The 22,782-nt window shown below is 42.9% G+C and carries 23 protein-coding genes, 1 riboswitch and 1 other annotated feature; of the genes, 9 read left to right on the top strand and 14 right to left on the bottom strand.

Features of this window, described 5'->3' with window-relative positions:
• Window positions 1-7 precede the first annotated feature (7 nt).
• From rpsA to MKX35_RS12580, 8 genes are all read right to left on the bottom strand, one after another.
• Complete coding sequence (rpsA, locus tag MKX35_RS12615; protein ID WP_256716304.1) at window positions 8-1,330, bottom strand: 30S ribosomal protein S1; 1,323 nt, start codon at window positions 1,328-1,330, stop codon at window positions 8-10.
• A 175-nt stretch (window positions 1,331-1,505) separates the two neighbouring features.
• A complete protein-coding gene (locus MKX35_RS12610; protein ID WP_042190219.1) occupies window positions 1,506-2,093 on the bottom strand; it encodes a lysophospholipid acyltransferase family protein in 588 nt (195 codons plus the stop codon).
• Window positions 2,090-2,800 (bottom strand): (d)CMP kinase, encoded by a 711-nt coding sequence (gene cmk, locus MKX35_RS12605; RefSeq protein ID WP_231573321.1) that lies wholly within the window; start codon window positions 2,798-2,800, stop codon window positions 2,090-2,092. The genes MKX35_RS12610 and cmk overlap by 4 nt, the downstream gene beginning before the upstream one ends.
• Window positions 2,801-3,007: 207 nt before the next feature.
• Window positions 3,008-3,661: a flagellar brake protein gene (locus MKX35_RS12600; protein ID WP_042190221.1), complete on the bottom strand. Its 654-nt coding sequence runs from the start codon at window positions 3,659-3,661 to the stop codon at window positions 3,008-3,010.
• Between the two features lie 129 nt (window positions 3,662-3,790).
• Entirely contained in the window at window positions 3,791-5,149 is a 1,359-nt protein-coding gene (ypeB, locus tag MKX35_RS12595) for a germination protein YpeB (protein WP_076299571.1), read from the bottom strand.
• A gap of 360 nt (window positions 5,150-5,509) precedes the next feature.
• Window positions 5,510-6,205, bottom strand: a complete 696-nt coding sequence (prsW, locus tag MKX35_RS12590) for a glutamic-type intramembrane protease PrsW (RefSeq protein WP_042129603.1) — start codon at window positions 6,203-6,205, stop codon at window positions 5,510-5,512.
• A 148-nt stretch (window positions 6,206-6,353) separates the two neighbouring features.
• A complete protein-coding gene (locus MKX35_RS12585; RefSeq protein ID WP_042190227.1) occupies window positions 6,354-6,968 on the bottom strand; it encodes a genetic competence negative regulator in 615 nt (204 codons plus the stop codon).
• A 263-nt stretch (window positions 6,969-7,231) separates the two neighbouring features.
• On the bottom strand, window positions 7,232-7,615 hold the full coding sequence (locus MKX35_RS12580; protein WP_076299570.1) for a hypothetical protein: 384 nt from the start codon (window positions 7,613-7,615) through the stop codon (window positions 7,232-7,234).
• Window positions 7,616-7,718: 103 nt separating this feature from the next.
• Between MKX35_RS12580 and MKX35_RS12575 the strand changes: the two genes are divergently transcribed.
• On the top strand, window positions 7,719-8,609 hold the full coding sequence (locus MKX35_RS12575) for a polysaccharide deacetylase family protein (RefSeq protein ID WP_179086699.1): 891 nt from the start codon (window positions 7,719-7,721) through the stop codon (window positions 8,607-8,609).
• 97 nt (window positions 8,610-8,706) lie between these two features.
• On the opposite strand, the gene MKX35_RS12570 is transcribed toward MKX35_RS12575, so the two are convergent.
• Genes MKX35_RS12570 through MKX35_RS12560 form a run of 3 tightly spaced genes read right to left on the bottom strand, consistent with a single transcriptional unit; the run spans window position 8,707 to window position 10,504 of the window.
• On the bottom strand, window positions 8,707-9,552 hold the full coding sequence (locus tag MKX35_RS12570; RefSeq protein ID WP_076299569.1) for a metallophosphoesterase: 846 nt from the start codon (window positions 9,550-9,552) through the stop codon (window positions 8,707-8,709).
• Window positions 9,546-9,914: a hypothetical protein gene (locus MKX35_RS12565; protein ID WP_076299568.1), complete on the bottom strand. Its 369-nt coding sequence runs from the start codon at window positions 9,912-9,914 to the stop codon at window positions 9,546-9,548. Before MKX35_RS12565 ends, MKX35_RS12570 begins: the two co-directional genes overlap by 7 nt.
• Window positions 9,911-10,504, bottom strand: a complete 594-nt coding sequence (locus tag MKX35_RS12560; protein WP_042190233.1) for a CPBP family intramembrane glutamic endopeptidase — start codon at window positions 10,502-10,504, stop codon at window positions 9,911-9,913. Before MKX35_RS12560 ends, MKX35_RS12565 begins: the two co-directional genes overlap by 4 nt.
• 115 nt (window positions 10,505-10,619) lie before the next feature.
• Between MKX35_RS12560 and MKX35_RS12555 the strand changes: the two genes are divergently transcribed.
• Complete coding sequence (locus MKX35_RS12555; protein WP_042190235.1) at window positions 10,620-11,531, top strand: hypothetical protein; 912 nt, start codon at window positions 10,620-10,622, stop codon at window positions 11,529-11,531.
• A gap of 110 nt (window positions 11,532-11,641) precedes the next feature.
• Window positions 11,642-11,872: a binding site (T-box leader), on the top strand.
• A gap of 246 nt (window positions 11,873-12,118) precedes the next feature.
• The gene (serA, locus tag MKX35_RS12550) at window positions 12,119-13,711 is read left to right on the top strand and encodes a phosphoglycerate dehydrogenase (RefSeq protein ID WP_076284555.1); all 1,593 of its coding nucleotides are present in this window, start codon (window positions 12,119-12,121) and stop codon (window positions 13,709-13,711) included.
• Between the two features lie 72 nt (window positions 13,712-13,783).
• On the opposite strand, the gene MKX35_RS12545 is transcribed toward serA, so the two are convergent.
• Window positions 13,784-14,617: an SDR family NAD(P)-dependent oxidoreductase gene (locus MKX35_RS12545; protein WP_076299567.1), complete on the bottom strand. Its 834-nt coding sequence runs from the start codon at window positions 14,615-14,617 to the stop codon at window positions 13,784-13,786.
• 173 nt (window positions 14,618-14,790) lie between these two features.
• On the opposite strand from MKX35_RS12545, the gene MKX35_RS12540 reads away from it, so the two are divergent.
• From MKX35_RS12540 to MKX35_RS12515, 6 genes are all read left to right on the top strand, one after another.
• The gene (locus MKX35_RS12540; RefSeq protein WP_076299566.1) at window positions 14,791-15,747 is read left to right on the top strand and encodes a helix-turn-helix transcriptional regulator; all 957 of its coding nucleotides are present in this window, start codon (window positions 14,791-14,793) and stop codon (window positions 15,745-15,747) included.
• 122 nt (window positions 15,748-15,869) lie between these two features.
• Complete coding sequence (locus MKX35_RS12535) at window positions 15,870-17,120, top strand: methyl-accepting chemotaxis protein (protein ID WP_042190241.1); 1,251 nt, start codon at window positions 15,870-15,872, stop codon at window positions 17,118-17,120.
• 190 nt (window positions 17,121-17,310) lie between these two features.
• Window positions 17,311-17,406: riboswitch (cyclic di-GMP riboswitch) on the top strand.
• Between the two features lie 118 nt (window positions 17,407-17,524).
• A complete protein-coding gene (locus MKX35_RS12530) occupies window positions 17,525-19,168 on the top strand; it encodes a thiamine pyrophosphate-binding protein (RefSeq protein ID WP_081382889.1) in 1,644 nt (547 codons plus the stop codon).
• 10 nt (window positions 19,169-19,178) lie between these two features.
• The gene (locus tag MKX35_RS12525; protein WP_042129622.1) at window positions 19,179-19,547 is read left to right on the top strand and encodes a carboxymuconolactone decarboxylase family protein; all 369 of its coding nucleotides are present in this window, start codon (window positions 19,179-19,181) and stop codon (window positions 19,545-19,547) included.
• Between the two features lie 38 nt (window positions 19,548-19,585).
• Window positions 19,586-19,936: a hypothetical protein gene (locus tag MKX35_RS12520; protein WP_076284551.1), complete on the top strand. Its 351-nt coding sequence runs from the start codon at window positions 19,586-19,588 to the stop codon at window positions 19,934-19,936.
• Window positions 19,937-19,987: 51 nt separating this feature from the next.
• Window positions 19,988-20,980, top strand: coding sequence for a ketoacyl-ACP synthase III (locus MKX35_RS12515; protein ID WP_076299564.1), 993 nt, complete (start codon window positions 19,988-19,990; stop codon window positions 20,978-20,980).
• 70 nt (window positions 20,981-21,050) lie between these two features.
• On the opposite strand, the gene MKX35_RS12510 is transcribed toward MKX35_RS12515, so the two are convergent.
• Window positions 21,051-21,266 carry a DNA-binding protein gene (locus MKX35_RS12510; RefSeq protein WP_179086697.1) on the bottom strand — a complete coding sequence of 72 codons (216 nt, stop codon included), beginning with the start codon at window positions 21,264-21,266 and terminating at the stop codon, window positions 21,051-21,053.
• Between the two features lie 14 nt (window positions 21,267-21,280).
• Window positions 21,281-22,774 carry a glycerol kinase GlpK gene (gene glpK, locus MKX35_RS12505; protein WP_218641859.1) on the bottom strand — a complete coding sequence of 498 codons (1,494 nt, stop codon included), beginning with the start codon at window positions 22,772-22,774 and terminating at the stop codon, window positions 21,281-21,283.
• Window positions 22,775-22,782: the final 8 nt, after the last annotated feature.

Below are 22,782 nucleotides of genomic sequence, written 5' to 3'. Positions count from 1 at the left end.
AGCAGGATTAGTTATTACCTTTGAATTTGTCCAACTTGTCTCCAAAACGTTCAGCAAGCGTAAAGCTAAGGCCTTCGTTGCTTAGAGAAACGTTAGGGTTATTCAATACTTCTTTAGGAGCTCTGTCTCTGCTGTTGCTGCGTTCAGGTCTAGCAGTAGGTGCTGGAGCTTCTTCAGTTTCTTTGATGCTCAGGCTAACACGTTTCTCGGATGGATTGAAGTCCAGTACTTTCACTTGTACTTCTTGTCCTTCTTTCAATACTTCGTGTGGAGTAGCAATGTGTTTGTGGGAGATTTGTGAAATGTGCACAAGACCTTCCACACCTGGAAGCAATTCAACGAATGCTCCGAAGTTCACAAGACGTTTTACAACGCCTGTTACAACATCACCGATGTTGATTTCGCCAGCAGCAGAGTCCCAAGGACCTGGAGCAGCAGCTTTAATGCTCAGGCTGATTTTTCCTTTTTCAGGATCAACCTTAAGTACTTTAACACGTACTTTATCACCTTCAGAAACTACATCAGAAGGCTTCTCTACGTGATTCCAAGCGATTTCGGATACGTGTACAAGACCGTCAACTCCGCCAACATCAACAAATGCGCCGAATTGGGTCAGACGTTGTACGGTACCTTCAATGATTTGACCTTCAGACAGTTCAGCCATAATTTTAAGCTTATTAGCTTCGAACTCTTCTTCAAGAACTTCTTTAGCGGACAGGATTACTTTGCTGTTCTCACGGTCAAGTTCTTTCACTTTAACGCGAAGGGTACGGCCTTTGTAATCGCTGAAATCTTCAACGAAGTGACGCTCAACCATGGAAGCTGGGATAAATCCACGTGCTCCAACATCAGCTACTAGACCGCCTTTAACAACGTCAGCCACAGTAACTTCGAAAGCTTCTTGGGAAGCAAAGTACTTCTCAAGATCTTCCCATGATTTTTCGCTATCAACAGCACGTTTGGAAAGAACAAGGCTTTCCTTGTTGTCGTTGATGCTAACAACTTTACATTCTACTTCCTGTCCAACTTCTACTGCTGCAGCAGCGTTGTCCAGTTGTACTGCGGACAATTCGCGAATCGGAATCACACCGTCGTATTTATATCCAATGCTTACATAAGCTTGGTTATCTTCAATTTTGACGATTGTTCCTTTCACGGTATCGCCTTTTTTCAGAGAAATGATTTCCAAGTCAGCTTGGTTAGTCACTTCTTCTTCGTTAACGGCAGCAACTTCTTCTACAGCTCCGTTATTTTCTGTCACAGCGGATTCCACCGCTTCTACGGTTTCATTGCTCTCCGTAGTTTCCTGATTTTTAATTTCTTCAGACATGTGATTAGCCTCCTCGATTCAAAACCCCATTTATTTAAACCTGCGTATAGCAGAGTTCAAAACAAGCATTGCTTGGTATTACAAATTACGCTTGAAGATAGTATGTTCCAAAAAATAGCGACTATGCCGTTATTTAATCATAGCACAGGACGAAATTTGTGATTCCGTTTATCCCTTAACCAACAGTTGGTATACCCGACTTCTTCATCTCATTGATGCGTTCCATAATGACATCGGTAACAGCCTCGAGAGATTCACTTCCTGCACCGGCAAATTGACTGAGATCTATAGGAGCCCCATAGACTACAACCATCCGTCGAAAGGGTTTGTACTCACCGACAATAGCGGCTGGAACAACTGCAGCACCGCTTCGAAGTGCAAAGCTTGCAGCACCTTTCTTGGCAACTCCGGCGTCAGAGTTACGCGTACCCTCCGGGAAGATACCCATGACATTACCACCACGAAGTGTGTTAAGGGCCGTTTTAATGGATTCTTTGCTTACACCACCACGTTTGACCGGAAAAGCACCCAATTTGTTAATGAGCCAGCCAAGCACAGGAACCTCAAAAAGTTCTGCCTTAGCCATATACTTTACTTGACGGTCTAACTTAATCCCGATAGTCATCGGATCCAGCAAACTAATATGGTTGGCACAGAGCAGCACCCCGCCCTCCTTTGGCACATTCTCTTCCCCCACAATCTTAAGCGGGAAAACAATTGCGTAAATCAAGCGAAGCAATCCTCGGCAAAATACATAAATCATAAATGATTTCTCTCCCCGTCAACATGAGATCTACAATGGGATACAATGGCCTCCACGACTTGATCGATATCCATAAAGGTCGTGTCGAGAAGAATCGCATCTTCCGCACGTCGCAGCGGTGAAATCTCCCGTCCTTCATCCAGACGATCCCGCTGTGCAATATCATGTTCAAGCTGCTGAAGCGTCACCGATTCCGCGTCTCTCAATTCCTTATAACGACGGAGAGCTCTTTCTTCCACACTTGCCGTCATAAAAATCTTTACTTCGGCATCGGGCAGCACGGTCGTACCGATATCGCGGCCATCCATTACAACGCCTTTGCGAAGCGCCATCTGACGCTGCAAATGACTCAGTCTGGACCTTACACCTTCGATCTTCGAATACTGCGACACAAGGCCGCTAACCTGAAGACTCCGAATATGCGGCGTTACGTCTTCCCCATTAATCAGCACCTTCTGGATGTCTTTTTCCGGAATAAGCTCAATAACCATATCGTGAACTTTCTGGTTCACTTGATTCTGATCTTCCGGTTCTATGCCTTCTCGGATCATATACCAGGTGATTGCCCGGTACATTGCGCCTGTATCGACATAAATATAAGACAACTTCTGGGCTACCAATCGGGCTACAGTACTCTTGCCTGCCCCGGCAGGTCCGTCGATGGCGACGTTAATTCTGTCGTAAGTATGTGTACCCTGCCTATCCAACGGGGCATTCCTCCTCAAACACTCTTTCATAAGAAAAGCATCTAGCGATGTCAAGTTCGTTCCTGCAATATCAAGGAGCACATACAAATGGATATGCTTGATGATATTATCAAGAAAAAAGCAGGCATTGCCTGCGACTTATAAAATTATACCACAGTTTATACTTCAGTGCAAAATCAGAACACTTAATAGAGCTAAGAAAAATGCCTATCGGTTGCGGAAATCAAACTGTCGTTCAAAGCAGTAACGTATTATTTTCTGACGCTCATTATCCGTAATAGCCACAAATTTCAGCATGGCCAATTGGCGTCCGTTTTCAAGCTTTTTAATCCGAACCACTTCACCTTCAAAGTCCACATGCTCAATACTACCATTTCGATAAGGCACTAGAACCCAGCAGGATAATTTCGCTCCCACCTCGAGCTTCACTTGGTGATCCACCAAGAAAGACGTTCCTCCGCCGCCGATATCATCTGTACGTACAAGGAATCTTTTGCCAAAGCTATCCTTCACAGCTAATTCAAGATCTGCATTCACCCGAAAAAAGCTTCGTCTCTGAATTTTGAAAATCGAATCCGCCTCTGGTTTTTGTATCCGGACCATACGAATTACATCTTCTTTAAACCCGAGAACATGAGTATTAAAGTAATTTTTAATGCCACCCTCAGTAATAAAATAAACCGAAAGCTCGTCCCCCATAAAAAGTCGTTTCAGACGACCGTCACTCTCCTGCATAGGAATTTCAATCAGGAATGCGTCGTCTTCTGTCTCTGCAATTCTCGATCTATATTCAACTTCTGCTTCAGCAGCGTCACTGGAAGCAACCTGTATGTATAGATATTCATTAATTTTAGGATACAAAGATGTCACCGCCAAATCAGTATAGTTAACAATGATTATAGCATGGGAATATCACCCAATGAGATAAATATTATTTGAATTTCAAAAATAAAACAGGGCTCATCCAAATAATGGATGCGCCCTGTTTTTTCACTTTTGTTCTACCCCTGAAGAAGGCCTGATTTCTTCCACGGACTCTTCAATGCCGTCGTCCGCATTAAGATAAATACGATACTGAGTACCATTTACCTCTCCGCCAAATTCGTAAGTCAAGACTTCTACGGAGTCATCATTTTTAATCCACGCCATGCGATGGTAATTCTCATTGAAATCCGAATTCAGAAATTTCTTCGCTTCCGCCAGAGTCAGCTTTGGCTTTGGAATTTTACGATTGTCCTTATGCTCATTGACATATTCGCTAGCCTCAAATCCAACCGCTGTCCCAGTATCAAGTCCAATACGGATCGTCATTTTCTCAGGATAAATCAAGACATCATTTTGGCTCGTTACAAAGGTTAAATTCCCGATATTATCATAACGGTCAGCATTAACCGCAGTCATATGAGGATATCCTTTTTTCTTAAGAAACTGCTCTGCCTTGGAAACTGCTTCTTCTAGGGTCACCTTAGCAGGTCCTATCTCACGGTTATCGTAATAAGAGATCAGTAAACCACCATTTTTGGTGAAATCCATACTGATAATCTGCTTATTATTCGTACCACTGACTGTAGCCGTATAAGAAGGCCACTTCGTATTTTTTCCGTTTTCTTTAACGTCTACCTTAGCATTCGAGCCTGCATTAGCAAACTTAATGGCTTTACGTTTGATATCTTCAACTGAAACAGGGGTACCTCCGAGCATTTTTACAGAGCGTTTATCGTAAATGCTTGCAACTGAAGGACCCCAATCCAGGTCAGGGTAACCTTCGACACGTTTGTCCACCGACTTAAAGCCGTCAATAATCGAATTATCTTCTGCCTTATTCTCTGTAGCCAATGCGGTTTCAACATCCATCCAGCGCAAACGGCTACCAATCACTTTATTCTGAACATCTTGCAAATCTTTTGAGATTTCTCCAGAGCTCTTATACAATGCTTTTAAATTGCTCAATTCACCATCTGTCAAAGGCTTCTTAGCGAAATCACGAATCCCAGCTTTATAAGAAAAGTTTGAGATTTTGGACAGAAACTCCTCCGTTTTGCTAAATGGCAGTAATGTGAGTGGCAACTGATTAATTTCATTTTGCGCCTCACTGGTCATCCGCCACACATTAACAAGTCCTTTGCGGTGCATCCCGTTAGAAGCGGAGTTAACAGCTAGTGTGTTTCCCAGCTCTCCATGAAGACGCTCCACATGGTAAGACAAATCATGAAAGGCACGCTGATATTGGTTCTCCGCCTTAATTAGGATCGCATTCTTCTCCTGATTCTCCTGATAACCCCACACGAGCGCTCCAATTAACAGCAGCGCAGTCAGCGGGAACATTACAGCACTTAATCTTTTGTACATAGGGCTACAAGACTCCTTTCGATAGCTTATTGGCGTTAGTTTGACAATAAACTAGGAGTCTTATGCACCCTTCTGTAACACAATATGACTAAAGTGTTTGAATAGAGGGATTTCACTCCAAATTTGCATAGCATAGCGCTTATGCTCTCTCTTCAATTTCAAAGCCACTGCTATTACTGCAAAGGCATTGCTTAAAGCCGGTTTGAATCACACCCTGCTCTTTTATCCCTCTTAATATGTAGGTCTCACCGCATTGTTTGCAAAGTATACGGACTTTTATACGCAAAAAAAGACACCTCTCTCCTCTCTGGAATCTCCCGCTAAGGAACAATCCTTTGAATATAAGTGTGTCCATCTCGATTATAGGTTAACCTCTTCTTCTCGTTTCAGAAAGCGGAAAGGGGACCGGCTATTCGCCCTATCCACTTTCCCCATCCCTCCGTACCATAGAATAGCCATCAGAGGAACAATAAACCATATCCAGTAGTTAGCTGTCGTACTCAAAATAAAGTCATAAATCCCATGCCACAACCATGGCAGCAAGATAGAAATTAACAGAATCCCTTTTGTTTTAGCTCCTTTTGAGAACTTGGCTCTCCCTAAATGATAGCCCATGATTACACCAAACATAGCGTGTCCAGAAACCGGAAGCAGAGCTCTCAGGAACATGGAACCGATTGATGCATTGCTATACCAAGCGTACATTATATTTTCTATTGTTGCGAAGCCGAGCGAAATCGCTACGGCGTATAGTATCCCATCATATGGCTCGTCAAATTCGGTGTGATTGTAAATCATATGGTAAAGCACAAACCATTTTAGACATTCTTCCACGCCAGCGGATATGAGAAACGATTCCACATAAGGACCGCCATTCAGTCCCAGCATTAGTCCTCTCTGAATGATCATAACAGGGAATACAATCAGAAGGCCTAGCAGGAATACCTTAATAACGATATGAAGCGGTTCTTGATCATACTTATCTTTCAAATAAAAAAAGGTCAGCAGAGCAAGTCCCGGCGCTACTGCCGACGAAATAACCGATAACACGAGCACCGAATAACCTCCCTATATCCCTAGCGCCTTATTCTGCTGATTACAGCAAGGCAGATAACAGCTTTAATTCAAGAATGACCGCCATACCATCAAGAACAAGAATAGGGCTAATCAGCTAAAATGATGCTTATCAGCCCTATCATGCTATTTAATCCTGACGCTTAAAATGAGTGCACAATAACTGGACTGCATTCTCCGGCATTACTGTCTTCCCGTATTCATCGAGGACAGCTTCAGTAACCGGTGAGGAATCTCCAAACTCAGCTAGTACGCCAACAAGACCTGACAACGCTGTTTCTTCAAATTCCTTAGGATCGAAGTACAGATACCATTTATTGTTATAAGAATACAGTTTCCCCTGGGAAGTAATATTACCAATGAGCACATGGGCCGCTTCAACAAGAACCTCGAAATCGCGGAATGCATATACAATGGAGTCGCTTTGTTCAAGAGTAACTTCCATTTCGTAAATCTCTTCTGGCAATTCTTCTTCCCCGGACGCACCGTACTGATGGTGATCATATTTTCCTCGGGTCACTATAACGACCATGCCTTGGGCGGGCAATGCGAAAACTTCTACGGCAAGCGGACCGGTAGCATCAAAACCTAGTTCACTATATGCTTGGTCCATCATCTCCGTAAACAGGTCATGAACCTTGGGAACTTCCTGCCACATGTCTTCCTTCTGGATGCCCCGCTCGCTCAGGTCGTCAAAAGTGAGGAAAATCCGTATCTTATCTTGACTTAATCGCTCTATTCTCATGACAGGATCCTCCTTTTGCAAGCTCATTTATTATAATGTATGATGAGTCCCGAGTAATGAGCCAAAAATGGTTACTATGTATGTATGTTATCATTTTGCAGAGATAAATGCACGAAAATAAATATATAAAATCCTCTTAAAGCATTGCCACTACTGAAGAGCTTATTCTAATTCATAAACCATTTTCAAGCCCTTGAATATAAAAAAGAATCATTCTGCGGAATATTTCATCCTCAAAATGATTCTGAAGGAGTCCTTTACGGTTACAATCCCGGTATGGCAGTATGCGTTTCTTTAAGAATTTGCTCCACTTCGCTCTTCACTTCAGGATTGTTGCGAATGAAATCCTTCAGTAATTTGAGATTGGATTCTTTTGATTTTGCCGGTGATTCCGTTTTATGCTCAGAGGTTCCGCTGTTCGAACCATTACTTTGAGCATTGCTGCTTGCATTGCTGCTTGAAGCAGCAGTGTTTCCAAACCCTGTCGTAGCCATACCAATTATTTTTTCTTTTGCTTTATCTGCTGCTCCACTCATGGAACCGCCCGATTGCCCCAGCGAAGACATTAGAGAATTCCGCTTTTTGGACATAATCATACTGGCTGCGACGCCCATCAGCACCCCACATAAAAATGACGAAGTATTCATATTTCCAGCCTCCTTGTATGGTAAAATCATGTTTAGTGTTCGCGGAAAGATTGCCGCTCATGCAACCTAATAAGAAGAAAGCGAGTTGAAAAAAGTGGGTAAAATGACATCAGTGCTCCTACTGGCTACCTTACTGCTGACAGCCTGTGGCAACAGCGGTGCGAATGGAAAGACAGCCGAGGATACAAACACCACAAACAATACGCCTACGGCGGCAGCTACACAGAGCGCAGAAACTACAGCGCCTTCCCCTGAAGTTACAGCCAGCCCTACCCCTGAAGCGTCAGCAGATGGAGGAACTACAGGTAGTAATAATACAGCCAGTAAGGATGAAGCCTCCGCTGAAATTCCACTGCTGTACCATATGAACAAAAATTACGACATCGTCCCAAATAAGGAAACTACAAATAAAAAAGTCGTGTTACTCACTTTTGATGACGGTCCCAAAGATGCGGAAATGATTAATCCGTTAATGGATGTTCTGGACAAACATCAGGCCAAAGCGATCTTCTTCGTGAATGGATACCGCGTTAAAGCGCATCCCGAGCTTCTAGAGTTAATTCATAACCGCGGAGGGATTATCGGCAACCATAGCTGGGATCATATTGTGTTGAAGGACAAGTCTTACACTGAGGTCAAAAAGCAAATCGAAGACGTTCAAAATGCGGTCAAGGAGATTATTGGTGAAGCCCCTCAGTTTTTCCGTCCCCCACATGGTGCTGGCGGAGATGTAGGGAAGAAGATTTCCGCTGAGAATGGGATGTTGTATATGACCTGGTCCAATGGATCACTGGACTGGGAAATGAAAGAGAAAGAAACCGGAAAAACAGATAAGTTAATCAAAAATGTGACGGATCAATTGCATTCTGGCAGTAATATTCTGATGCATGAGCTACCTTGGACAGTTGAAGCGTTGGATAAACTGCTTACTACTCTTGAAGGCAAGGGTTATAGCTTTGTAGATCCTCGCAGTATTGAGCTTAAGATGCGCTAATTCCTAATTAGGATAAATAAAAACAGGTAATCCCCTTGATGGAAAGGAGATTACCTGTTTTTTTGTCCACCCGTTCAATCGGTACAAAGACAATTTTCTAATGTTTTTCTTTACGGAGCGTTAGCACGTGCATCTCAGCAGGACTTCCCCAGCGGATCGGCAAGTGAGAGGTTCCAAACCCTCTGCTAATCAGCAGCTTCGCATCCCTTCCTGTCCCATCTCTTCTGGGCCATTGAAACATTCCCGCATCATATTTATGATAGAAATTTTCCACATGTCTTTGACCCAAAAAAGGAAGAATGACCTGCCCTCCATGCGTGTGGCCTGCTAATATCAGATCCGCTGGCACACTTTGACGTTTGGACAACCAGAGCGGATCGTGAACAAGAATGATACGACAAGTGTTATTTATTGAAGAAGCACGTGACGTTAGTTCAGGTAATGGACGATAAGAAGTGTTACCACCCTTTTTCGGAAAATCCACTCCCGTTAACCAAAGAGAAGCTCCCTCACGTTCAATACGCACATTCTCATCCATTAACAGCTTTGCACCACTGCCCCGGATAATCTGATCAATTAGTGAAATATCAGCTCGATAATCATGATTTCCATGTACTACATAGGTAGGAGCAATAGAAGTCACTAAAGTCATATTATCAGTCAGTCGATCCAGAGGACTGTTTTTTTCCGTTAGATCACCGCCTAATAAAACAGCACCCACCTTTCCCTTTAACGGAGTCAGCAGTGCTGTTGGAAGGCGGCGGCGATGGATATCAGTTATAAATAAGAGACGAAATCCATCAAACTCATCTGGGAGCGACTTCAAAATTATTTCCTCGGTAATAATTCTGCTTCTAAAGGCGTTACTCACCATAATCACTGCAATGATTAGCGCAATCAAAAGCACAACCACAACCAATCCCCAAATCCAAAAAATCACCATAAAGTACTCAAAGGCGGCGCCCCTTCGATTCCCCACCAGAGGAGCGCTACCAGCAATATTACAAAAATGAAAATCAGAGAGTTAACAAACATTTTACTAAGCCGAACACGTTCTGATGAATACGTATTCGAACGTGATGGAACAGATTCTTCCTGCTCTTTGTTTCCAGCGCTAGATCCCTTCGCAGAAGCTGCCGGACGGCGCGCTTTCCTTGATAAAGTTGCCGTTGTTGTCCGGGAATGATTGCTCTTTCTAGGAGCCCCCTCCGATCGCGGATTCGTTTTTTTACTTTTGCCAGAAGTTTTGCCTTCGCCACTGCGCTTTTTCTGACGAGACTTCAACCGGCTCAATTCCTCACTCATGATTCCCTCCTGTAGCGGATCACCAGACCAGAGAAAAGGTCGATGAAGAAATGACATAGTATAGGTGCCCATAGGCTTCCTGATTGAATGTATATATATCCAAGACCATAGCTGCTTAAGAACACCCATCCGGTAGGTACAAAGTGGCGCAAATAGCGAACATGAATAAGAGCAAACAAAATACTCGTCCAATAAGGACCAATGGAATACTGAATGGCTCCTCTGAACAGAAGCTCTTCACAGATCGATACCATAGCTGCAATTACAACAATGTGCCATACGGGCCGATTTCGAAATAAAAGGTCGTTTATTCCCCCGTCATCCATACTTTCTTCAGGTACAATATGAGTCAATAAATAATCAACTACCAGCATTACAGCAGCAAGTCCAAGACCCCATGCCACAAAATGTACGTTTTCTGGAAAAATTAATAGCTGAAAAGGATTTCTTTTCTGAAATAATATCCATATCAAACCGATAATTAATGTAAGCCCCTGAGTAATGTAGAGATTGAGGAGCAGAAGACGGTCTGTTAACTGACCTGGCTCTACTTTTTTTATCTTAATCTCGCCAAATTTGAATTTTTTCATCGTGACCTGCCTGTTCTTTAATTTTTTGGGGCAGCTCCGAAAGAGAAACCGTCCATAATGTTGCTATCAATACATAATACATAGGATAATTCCCCCAGAAAAAGGAGCACTTATTATGAGCCAACGTAACTCCCGTACACAAATGTTGTACACTCTATTTTTTTTGTTTTTCCTTATTTGCGCCTTCGCCGCATTTTTCACAGGCGTCAAGGTTGGCGCAGACAAAACGGAAGCTAAATATGAGCAACAAAAGAGCAGTAATGGATATGGATTAGAAGAATTCACGGGCTCTTACCAACAGAAGGATCTTGTTACTTTCTATCATAACGTATTTTTGCCTTATCGGGAATTCAAGCAGAATTGGAACACACAAGTGGACAAGTTGGCACGCAGTACAGATGCCCGTGTAAATGCAGCAGCTATGAAGAATCTTAGCCTTCTAGCAGATAAACAATATGAAAGAGTTAACCAGGACTCTATCTTTTCCGACTCTCCCTTATTACATCAATCACAGCTAAACATACTCAAAAGCTTAACTTTATTCTCAAAAGCTTCTGGTGAAATAAGTGCAAGTGCATCTGGTGCAGAGACGGCAAAATTGCTGAAAAATGATCCTTATACTGCCGGTGCGGTTAAATTCGGATTGCTCGCACAAAAGAACTTTTATGATTCTATGCTAAAGTGGGGCTCTAAGACAAACCAGAAAATCCCTTCTGTTGCTGGTGAGCTAAAGACCATGTCCTTTATCCAGTGGAAAAAAATGCCTCTCCTTCAAAAGAACGCATCCATCGCTGATATGATGTTAAATCGCGGAATTTTTGCAGCCTACGATCCTCAGGACATTACTGCAAAAATAGACGATTTGATACATTCTGGTACAGCCAGTTCATTGAATCTTACGGATGTTCAGTCCTCAGTAACCCTGCTTATTTCCACAGGTGCTATACAGGTAGAGGATTTTATGAAGTGGCGAGAGCAGTACTATAGCAAGGAGACGATTCCACAGCTCCCGTTTTTTTATGAATAGAACCAGTCATTGAATCATAACGAAAAATGAAGTTCACTTCAAGAAAGCATACTTTCAAAGCCTATTGACACATCTACATTACCGTGTTACATTATGAAAAAATTAATCAATCAAAAACGATGATGGAACAAAGATTCTGGAAGTCTTCAGAGAGCCGGTGGTTGGTGCAAACCGGTGACAAACAGATGTCTTTAGCGCTCCTGAGATATTGTATCGAACCTTAAAGTAGGTGCAATCGGATCAACTCCGTTACCAGTGTGGCCTTTGCAGGCCAATGAGGCTGCTTCTTCCAAGTTGCAGTGAATTAGGGTGGTACCACGAAGATAACTCTCGTCCCTTACTACGGCAGTAGTATGGGGGTCGGGAGTTTTTTTAATTTCTAAATACCTAATCTATACTATCCTTTTGCCCAAAGTTACCGATTCCGCGGTACTTCTGCACGCAGCTTCTTTTATGCGACACCGCGTTGATCTACTATTATCGCATGTTTTTTCTCTACTAGTTCGTGAATCTTCAGGTATTGTGGATTGCCCAAAAAGGCGTCCTCGACATATAAAGCTTTTCAACTTTAAGGGGGATAAGAAACCATGTTTAAAGTATTAGTATCGGATCCAATCAGTGATTTGGGCATTCAGCAATTGATGGACGCAGAAGATGTAGTTGTTGACAAAAAAACAGGACTCAGCGAAGACGAACTCATTGCAATTATCGGTGAATACGATGGTCTCCTTGTCCGCAGTCAAACTACTGTAACAGACAAAATCATCGAAGCAGGAAAAAATCTAAAAGTAATTGGTCGTGCAGGTGTTGGTGTAGATAATATCAAACTGGATGCTGCAACAAAGCGTGGTATTGTTGTAATCAATGCTCCTGATGGAAATACAATTACGACTTGTGAGCATGCTTTCGCAATGATGATGGCTCTGGCCCGTCATATTCCACAAGCTTATGCAAAAACAATCGGTGGAACCTGGGATAGAAAAACATTCGTAGGTGTAGAGCTTCGTGGCAAAACTTTAGGTGTACTCGGAATGGGCAGAATCGGTAGCGAAGTGGCTAAACGTGCTAAAGCTTTCGGTATGGAAATTCTTGCTTTTGATCCTTTCCTAACAGCTGAACGTGCTGAAAAGATGGAAGTTAAATTGGCTTCCGTAGACGATGTTGTTCGCGGAGCAGACTTCATTACTGTGCACACTCCACTTACTCCGGAAACACGCCATATGATTTCTCGCCCACAATTCGAAGTGATGAAAAAGGGAATGCGCATCATCAACTGTGCACGTGGTGGTGTAATTGATGAAATGGCATTAGTAGAAGCTATAGATAGCGGTATTGTTGCTGGCGCTGCGTTCGACGTATTCGAGAAAGAGCCGCCGCAAGCAGATCATCCTTTCCTGTCTCATCCAAAAATCATCGTGACTCCTCACCTTGGCGCTTCTACGATTGAAGCTCAAGAAAATGTGGCGATCGATGTTTCGGAGCAAGTGTTGCATATTCTGCGTAATGAACCGTTCATTAACGCGGTCAACATTCCTCCAGTGGCTCCAAGTGTAATGAATAAGCTTCAACCTTACTTCACGCTTGGGGAAAAACTGGGCAGCTTTGTTACCCAAATTGCAGCTGCTGCTATCCGTGAGATCCATGTTGAATACGCTGGTGATCTTTCGGATGTAGATACCCAACCACTAACCCGCTACATTGTAAAAGGTGTGCTCTCCCGCCACTTTGCAGAGGACGTTAATATCGTAAACTCCATGCATTTAGCGAAAACACGCGACGTGAACGTAGTAATAACTAAAGCTTCTAAAACTAAAGGCTTTACCAACCTGATTACTGTTACTCTAAAAGCTGATCGTGACCAAGAGTATCTTGTTGCCGGCACCCTGCTGCAAGGTTACGGAGAACGGATTGTTCAAGTGAATAAGTTCCCAGTTGATATTGCTCCTGAAGGTCATCAAATCTTTGTATCCCATAACGACAAAGTAGGGATTATCGGACTCGTGGGTACATTGCTTGGTGAGAACGATGTAAACATCGCTTCCATGCAAGTGGGACGTAAAATTGTTGGGGGCGCTGCAATCATGCTGCTGACCGTTGACAAAGCCGTTCCTAAGCAAGTCCTTGTGAAACTCGCTGGTTTACCAGAAATTAACACTGCTGAAGAAATCATCCTTCTTTAATCTATAATATAGAAAGGCCATTCCAGAATGTATTGGAGTGGCCTTTCTTATATTTTACGAATCTTTTTCTTCCTATATTATGAACGAAGGGATTATCCTTCCATCAATATCTGTAAAACCATATTTTTCAGCAAGCTTTCCAACCTGCTGTGGCTCACCGGACATAGACATAACCTCTAGATCAGCGGCTAGTGCAGTCACTGCTCGACCAATATATGTCGTCGATTCACTCATTTTCAGTTCCTCAACTTCTTGCCAATGTTCCTCATCTGTATTCATGGCTTCTAGAACCGCTTCTGTTCTCATCCATCCAGGTGAAAGTGGCATAACCGCAATGCCGTCATCCTTTAACTCCTTCGACAATCCGAAAGCCATACGTAAAAGTGCATTTTTAGAAAGATCATAATAAAAGTTGCCTAAATATTTATAATGATCCCAGAAGGTTGTATGGATAATTAGACCACCAGTTTTTGCCTTGCGCATCAAGGGAATTGCGTAATAATTTGTGATCATCTGTGCTCTCACACCGGCATTAAACATATTGTCCCAATGAGCTGTAGGCAGCTCCCAAAAAGGCTTCTGCTCGATAGCTAAATCATTGCCTCCCCATACGTTGTTAACTAAGATATCGAGCCGACCTTGCTCTTCAGCGATCTGGCGGATCACTGCTTCTGTTTCTTGATCCTTCGTATGGTCACATCGTATTACCGCACCAGAACCTCCACTCTCTTTTATTTCTCTAAGTACGCTATCTATGCTCCCCTTAATATGCTCTGTGACGGATACATCTGTGGTCCTCCCTGTAATATAGACAAAAGCACCTCTTCTTGCTAGTTCTAGAGCGATCCCTCTCCCAGCACCTCTGCTGCTCCCGGTAACCAATGCGACTTTCCCTTTCAATGTCATAGCCCTCAACCCTTTCCACCTGAATTCGGATTTCAATATTCTGTGAACATTCCTTACGTTTTATAAGTATAGCCCGTATATATGACATCAACTGACATATATAATATAATCATGATTTAGAAATGATTAATGGTGATCGTCTAATCAATAATTCGAGGAGGTACAATAGCCTAATGAGAGCCGACCGTTTGTTATCAATATTACTTCTGTTGCAAAATCGTGGAAAAATGACTTCTAGAGAATTGGCCCAAACACTCGAGGTATCAGAACGAACTGTGTTTCGTGATATGGAAGCATTAAGTGCTTCAGGAATACCCATTTTAGCTGAACGTGGTCGTGAAGGAGGTTGGATGCTTACTGAAGGGTACCGAACCTCCCTAACGGGAATGAAGCCACAAGAGATTGGTTCACTGCTTCTGTCCGCTGACGCATCTATAATGAAGGATCTGGGGATACAAGACGACTACTCTTCCGCTCTTCTCAAACTAGAGGCTGCATCCTCACATCGACTTAGTAACCCAGCAAATTACCTAAGCGAGCGTATTCATATTGATGGCGCCAGTTGGCATCCTTCGGATGAGACTTATCCGTTCCTTTCTGTAATGCAGAGAGCACTTTGGGAGGACCGCAAAGTAAAAATCACTTATCTCCGGAGCAACGAGACAACGGTCCGTTTCATTGAACCTCTTGGGTTAGTTGCAAAACGCGGAGTATGGTATGTCGTAGCCAAAAGCAAAGATGAACTACGGACCTTTCGTGTGTCCAGATTAGTTAACGTTGAGGAGACTCATGAGTGGTTTAAAAGACCTGATGACTTTGATTTAAAACAGTACTGGGAAGAGTCCACCACTGCCTTTAAAGCAGCACTGCCAAAGTATCAAGTAAAGCTAAGGGTTAGAACCTCTATCTTAAAAGAATTACAGCGAGAAAGATTCGTCTCTGTCCAATTGATAGAGCCAACTAGCAAAGCAGAGTGGGTAAACGTAGATGCCGAATTTAATACGATCGAGTCGGCCTGCCGGATAATCCTTTCTTTTAGTCCCTCGGTTATTGTACTTTCACCGCAAGAACTTTTAGAGATGGTAAAGTCTGCTATCGCAAAAATTTCCGCTATTTATGAGGATTTTTGACACGAAATCTAAAGAACTACTCCGAAAAGAAGATTTATGTCAGTTCTTACTATAGACCAATCACCTTTAAATCCCATATAATAACACCAATACATAATATTAATAAGGAGGACATTATACCAATGAACTGGATGCATAAACTTCCGTTAAAACAAAGAATTGTTGCCGGATGTTACCTCGTTGCCGCACTATTTGCTATTCCTGTTTTAGTTACTTTTATGATCTTAGGCAACATTATTTTGGGTATTGTTCTAATCGTAGTTCTTGCTGCTCTAACTTTCCCCGTGGCCCGCTTTATCGAGAGAACGCTTACATCTTCTTTTGATGACATCGCGAATGTATCTCATAGTATTTCAAAAGGGGATTTTACTAGTAGAGCCGATGAGAACGGGTCTATGGGGGACGTAAGTCGTTCCTTTAATACTATGATTGACAAGCTCAAGAAGATTTTGACAGAAGCATCACAAATCACTCGTCAAGTTATGGATGCAAGCCGTGGAATCGAAGATAAGAATCAGAATTTGAAAATTGTCATGGCACAGGTAGCCTCTTCGTCTAACGAGCTAGCTCTTGGTGCAAATGAAATATCTACGGATATCGCTGAAATGACAGAATCCATTAAAGATATTGAGAATAAAGTATCCAATTATACGAACTCAACGAAAGAAATGAACAGACGTTCAATACATACATTAGAACTAGTTGAACAAGGACGGCAGTCCGTTGATACTCAAGCTGAAGGCATGCGCAAAAACATCCAGGCTACTCAAAAAGTAGCTGATACTATCGAAGCCCTGTCTCATAATGCTCGCGGAATTACGATGATTACAAAAACCATCACAGAGATCGCTGAGCAGACCAACCTCTTATCGCTGAATGCCTCCATCGAAGCAGCACGCGCCGGAGAGCATGGTCGAGGATTTGCTGTAGTCGCACAGGAGGTTCGTAAACTTGCCGAAGAATCAACGGCTTCAACGAAGGAAGTCTTTGGCTTAGTTCGGAGCATCGAAACTGATATCAAACAAGCGATTGACAATATCGCTATCAACGAAGAAGTCGTACAGGTACAGAATGAGATGATCACTCAATCTGCTCATATCTTTGCTCAAATTGTGCAAAGTGTGCAGTATATTACCGAGCAAATCTCTTCCTTCTCTGCTGAAAGTGATCTGATGTTGGAAAGTGCCTTGAAAATCTCAAGTGCAATAGAGAATATCTCTGCAATCACACAGCAAACCGCTGCCGGCACCGAGGAAGTATCCGCCGCTATGAATGAACAAATTAATGCCCTGCAGTCCGTCGCTGAAGAAACTGAGAAAATGACACAGGCTGTGTTTAATCTACAGAAGACTATCCATATTTTCAAGTTTTAAGTCACTTGCAAATCATATAAACAAGTCCAAAAACTCCTCCTAAGTTTTGACTTAGGGGGAGTTTTTTTATATCTATTATTTCATAGGTTGGACAAGACTTTCGTCAAAATTCGAGTTAATTTGCGAAAATATATTGACAAAGGTACTCTAGGAATATATTGTAAAGGAAAATTCTTCTTATAAATTTTAAAATTAATATTGGCAAAATCTTCGAAAGAGGATGACGCAAAACCATGGATCTACAGCCTCATTTTTAATCAGAGGCCATGACTGCCAGGTTGCAGAAAACCAAGACGACTGAACAATTGTTCAGTCTCTATGGCGATTTATGCCACCAACCTGTGCCCTAATTCAGAGCACAGGTTTTCTAATGTTTGATTTTAAAATAACAATCAACTTGTGAGGTGTATTTTTTGAAGACAGTCGCAGATTACATGTCGGAAGCACTACGGAACCTAGGTGTTACCCATTCCTTTGGTATTATTGGGAAATCCATTTGTCCTATTGTTCTTAAAATGGTAGATTACGGTATTGAATTTATTCCTGGGAGACATGAGTCCAGTTCCGGCTTCGAAGCAGCCGGGTATGCGCTTAAAACTGGAAAACTAGGTGTAGCTTTTGGTACTTCAGGTCCTGGTGGAACAAACCTATTAACTGCAGCAGCACATGCTAAGGCTAACAACCTACCTGTCCTATTTATTACTGGCCATCAATCTATTAAAGAGCTTGGAATTCCCCAATGTCAGGACTCTACTTCTTTTCTAGCTGATTTAGCTGATATGTTTAGACCTGCCACCTTATATAGCAAGCTTATTGAACGTGGAGATCACTTTAACACAATCTTTAATCATGCCATATCCATTGCTTTGAGCGGTAATCGTGGTCCAGTTCACCTTTGTATTCCCTTTGATGTACAAACGGAATTGCTAGAGGAATGTAATATTGTAATCCCTGAACGCGAATCACTGGTTAGCCATGCTAATATCGACCGTGTACTTGATGCTATAAATAACTCTAAGAATCCAATAATTATCGCGGGTAAAGGCGTTAACCGCTCAGGAGCACATAGTGAGCTAATTCAATTAGCGGAAACATTTAATATTCCTGTAGTTACATCTCCAGGTGGTAAAGGGGCTATAGCTTGGGATCATCCACTCTATCACGGTCCAATTGGAGTAGGCGGTTGTACCCATGGGGATGACTTGCTGAATCAAAGTGATCTATTTATCGTTCTCGGGTCACGTTTAAGTGATATGACTATTTGTAATCTTAAAAGGGAAAATCATCCTGCAACATTAATTCAGTTTGATAGCGATCCGACTTTTGTCGGAAAAATATTGTTCTCTAATACGATTCCAGTGACTGGAGATCTACGGGACAATCTAGTTTACTATCTCAATAATATTGACACGAACAACATCACAAAACGCGAAGCACCGACAAATTCCGATTATACCGAAGAGCCTCCGATTTTACCAAACCTTTCACTTGCATCGGTCTTGAGTACGATGAGTGATTTGATTCCTTATAACAGCACAGTCTTTGTTGATGATGGAAGTCACGGTTTCCATGCTGCGAAATGGTACAAGGTTAAGAAACCGGGCAGTTTTGTTTTCGATGCTTACTTTGCTTGTATGGGTAATTCCATCGGAATGGCGATTGGTGCAAAGGTTGCTGCTCCAGAAGAAACGATCTTCTGCATTACAGGAGATGGCTGCTTTATGATGCTAGGCGCAGAGATTAACGCTGCTGTCTGCAAGGATATTCCTGTCATATTCATTGTTGTGAATAATAAACAGCTAGATATGGCTCTAAAAGGTATGGAAAAAACTACAGGACGTATTGACGGAACTATCTACGAAGTCCCTATGGATGCTGTGAAATTCGCAGAATCACTAGGCGCTACGGGTTACAAATGTGAGACAGCGGAGGAGTTCAAAACAGCCATCAAGGACGCTGTTGCCATCAACCGTGTTGCCGTCATTGAACTGTTAACAGACCGTGATGAGGTCCCTCCGACTGCTCACCGTACTTTGAACCTAAATTAGGAGGTCACTTATGAAAGACAATGTAAACAGTGGTCTGAACCACTTCACGAATCTCTCTGGAGACTACGGAGCTAAAGCACTGGCTCCGATTAAAGAACATTTCCCCGATTTGGCTGAATTTATTATGGGGAATGCCTACGGCGATATTTTTCAACGCAACACAATCGAAGCTGACTGGAAGGAAATCGCAGTTATCTCTGCCCTGATTTCGATGGGTCAGTTTGATCAATTGGGTGTTCATTATGTCATGGCTCTTCGTGTGGGAGTTACTGTAGAACAACTCAAAGGTATTCTATTACACTTAGTACCCGCTATAGGGGCACCTAGAATCATCACCGCTTTTAATATTCTTCTCGAAACGATTGAAGAAATAAAGTAACTATTTTCAGTAAAATTAAAATATCGGGAGATGTTAACGTGGGACAGTTTATTTTAAAGACAGACACTACTAAAAAAGTGATCAATATTGAGCTGGAAGGAACATTTTCTGAAGAAGATGGTCTGAAATCTATCCAAGCTTATCAACAAACTATTAATCCTATCACTCCAGCTGACTATGAATTACAAATCGACTGCAGAAAGCTAAACGTAACTGCTCCTGATGTTGTGCCTCTTTTGGAAGGTTGCTTCGTAATGTTTAAGAATGATGGATTTGTAAAAGTAAATCTAACCCTTGAGAATAACCCAATTCTTAAAATGCAGCTTGCTCGTCTGGGTCGTAAAGCAGGACTAGAAAACATCGAGATCATTTCCACCGTTACAGCTTAATTCTTCTTATAACTAAAAAAACTATAGAGTTTTTCAGGAGGATTCATTCATATGACCGGAATTCGTATTCAAGACATTGATATCTATCATCCTAGTAATAAAGTTGATAACGACTTTTTTATTAAGCATTTTGACGAAAAGGGTATTGATATCCGAGGTCTACTGACCACTTTAGGTCGTGATACGCGCTATAGCATTAAGAATGAGGAAGAAAATTCTCTTACGATGGCTTTTGAGGCTGCCAGTAATGTGTTGGATAAAAATGGTCTCACTGGCGCTGATATCGATCTTATTGCCTATGCAAGTCAAACTCCTGAATATATCTTTCCTACTAACTCTTTAATGATTCACCGTTTAATTAACGGCGCATCCCATACAATTTGTATAGATAGCAACGCTAACTGTGCAGGTATGACTGCTTCCGTAGAACAGGTGAGCCGTCAAATGCAAGCCAATCCTAGAATTAAACGTGCTTTGGTCATCGGATCCGATTATGTAGCACCTCATGCAGATAAGAATGATCCTGTCTATTATGCTAACTTCGGTGATGCAGCTGCGGCAGTCCTTCTTGTGCGCGATGATAATGCGGTAGGCTTCATTGATTCTGTCTATCAAACAGACACATGCGTTTACGGCAACTCCATGTTCCCGGCTGAAGGCTTGGCTAATCTGGGTAGAAAAGGCGTCGCGGCTGGAGAATTCAATGTGAAATTCATTCCATTTGATGATTCCATTTGCGTAGATGCTGCTTCTGAATCGATTCGCACGCTTCTATCTGATAACAACATAGCGCCTGAATCTATTAAAGCGGCCTGTTTCTCACAGCTTTCACTGCCTAATATCGTTGGTGTTTGTGAAAAAGTGGGTATTGATCGTGAGGTTGCGGTTTACATAGGTGATGAATTCGGATACACCTCAACCAGTAGCCCGTTTATCGCTCTACACAAAGCTATTACTACAGGAAAGATCGAACGCGGAGATAAAGTTCTGTTCTGGACAGTGGGCGCTGGATGGCAAAACGTAGCATTTGTTATTGAATATTAAGCGTTACAACCTAAAAAGCGGCAGGCCAAGGATTATCCTTAGCTTGCCGCTTTTTAGGTTGATCTGTTCTTTAGGACTCGCTGGCAAAGGATAACCCCTTTTCAGTGAGCGCACGCCGTAGTACATCAATCCCTTTTGGTCCCATCCCATGGAGCTGCAGAAGCTCTGACTCAGTGAGCATACTGATTTGGTGAATCTGTGTATACCCAGCACCATGAAGTGCTCGAAGTGCAGGCTTAGATAGTCCACTCGGTAGATCAGATTCTGTTCCATTAAACATAGACATATGCATCTCCCTGATCACTGATATCTTTCATGTTTTTCCCAGCCCATGGTACGCGCTACAGCGTCTTTCCAGGCGTTGTAACGTCTTTCACGCTCTTCTATACCCATTACAGGTGAAAAGACCCTCTCAGCTTTGTTAAAGCTTTCTAGCTGCTCTCTTGTCCAGACTCCTGAGGTTAATCCAGCCAGAAGTGCTGCTCCCAGCGCAGTCGTCTCCGCATATGTAGTTCGAGTAACTTCACTACCGAGGATATCAGACTGGAACTGCATCAGCAAATCATTACGAACCGCTCCACCATCTACACGAAGTCCGGTCAATGGCATGCCTGCATCTTTTTCCATCGCCCCAATTACATCTCTAGACTGAAATGCTAATGCCTCTAACGTTGCTCTTACCAAATGCCCCGAGGTGGTTCCTCTAGTTAGACCGAAAACTGCTCCACGTGCATACATATCCCAATAAGGGGCACCTAGTCCAGTAAAAGCAGGTACGACGACAACCCCTTCACTGTCCTCTACTTCCCGTGCTTTGTCTTCCGAGCCTGCCGGCTCCGTTATGAGTCCTAACCCCTCCTGAAGCCATTGTACAGCCGCTCCAGCTACAAACACACTGCCCTCGAGTGCATAATAGAGTTCATCCCCCATTCCCCAAGCTACAGTAGTCAACAACCCATGACTGGAGACTACAGCTTCTGTACCTGTATTCATCAGAATAAAGCATCCAGTTCCATATGTGTTTTTGGCACTGCCAGGTTCAAGACAAGTATGTCCAAACAAAGCAGCTTGTTGATCCCCCAATACAGAGTGAATAGGTATTTCTGTCCCGAACCACTGCGCGTCTGCTGCTCCAAATTCACTACCGGACATCCTCACTTCTGGCAGGATGGAGCGTGGTACACGAAGCTCCTCCATTAGCTCTTCGTCCCAGCAGCGCTCATGAAGATTATATAGCATCGTACGCGATGCATTAGTTACATCAGTAGCATGTACAGCCCCGCCAGTAAGCTTCCAGATTAGCCAGCTGTCTACTGTCCCAGCTAGTAGCTCGCCATTATTCGCCCGCTCTCGTGCGCCGTCTACATGATCCAGAATCCAGGAGAATTTTGTTGCAGAAAAATAAGCATCCACAACGAGTCCCGTCTTGCTAGCAATGAGTCCCTCTAACCCCTTACTCTTGATCTCTTCACACAGCTCTGCAGTACGTCTGTCCTGCCACACAATCGCAGGATAAATCGGCTTGCCTGTTGCTCTATCCCAGATCAGGGCCGTTTCCCTCTGATTTGTAATTCCAATGGAATATATTTCCTGATTCGTTATCCCGCCCTGAGTAATCGCATCTCTTGCAGCTGCAAGCTGTGACGCCCAGATTTGCTCTGGGTCATGCTCCACCCAGCCAGGGTGTGGGAAAGATTGTTCAACCTCATATTGCCCTTGTGAGACGATTCTAGCGTCCTCATCGAACACTATGGCTCGTGAACTAGTAGTCCCTTGGTCTAAAGATAAAATCATTTGATGGC

It is taken from the genome of Paenibacillus sp. FSL R5-0923 (assembly GCF_038009145.1).
Classification (GTDB): Bacteria; Bacillota; Bacilli; order Paenibacillales; family Paenibacillaceae; genus Paenibacillus_AQ.
The sequence above is the reverse complement of the archived record's forward strand: the minus strand, read 5'-3'. Positions and strand labels throughout refer to the sequence as shown.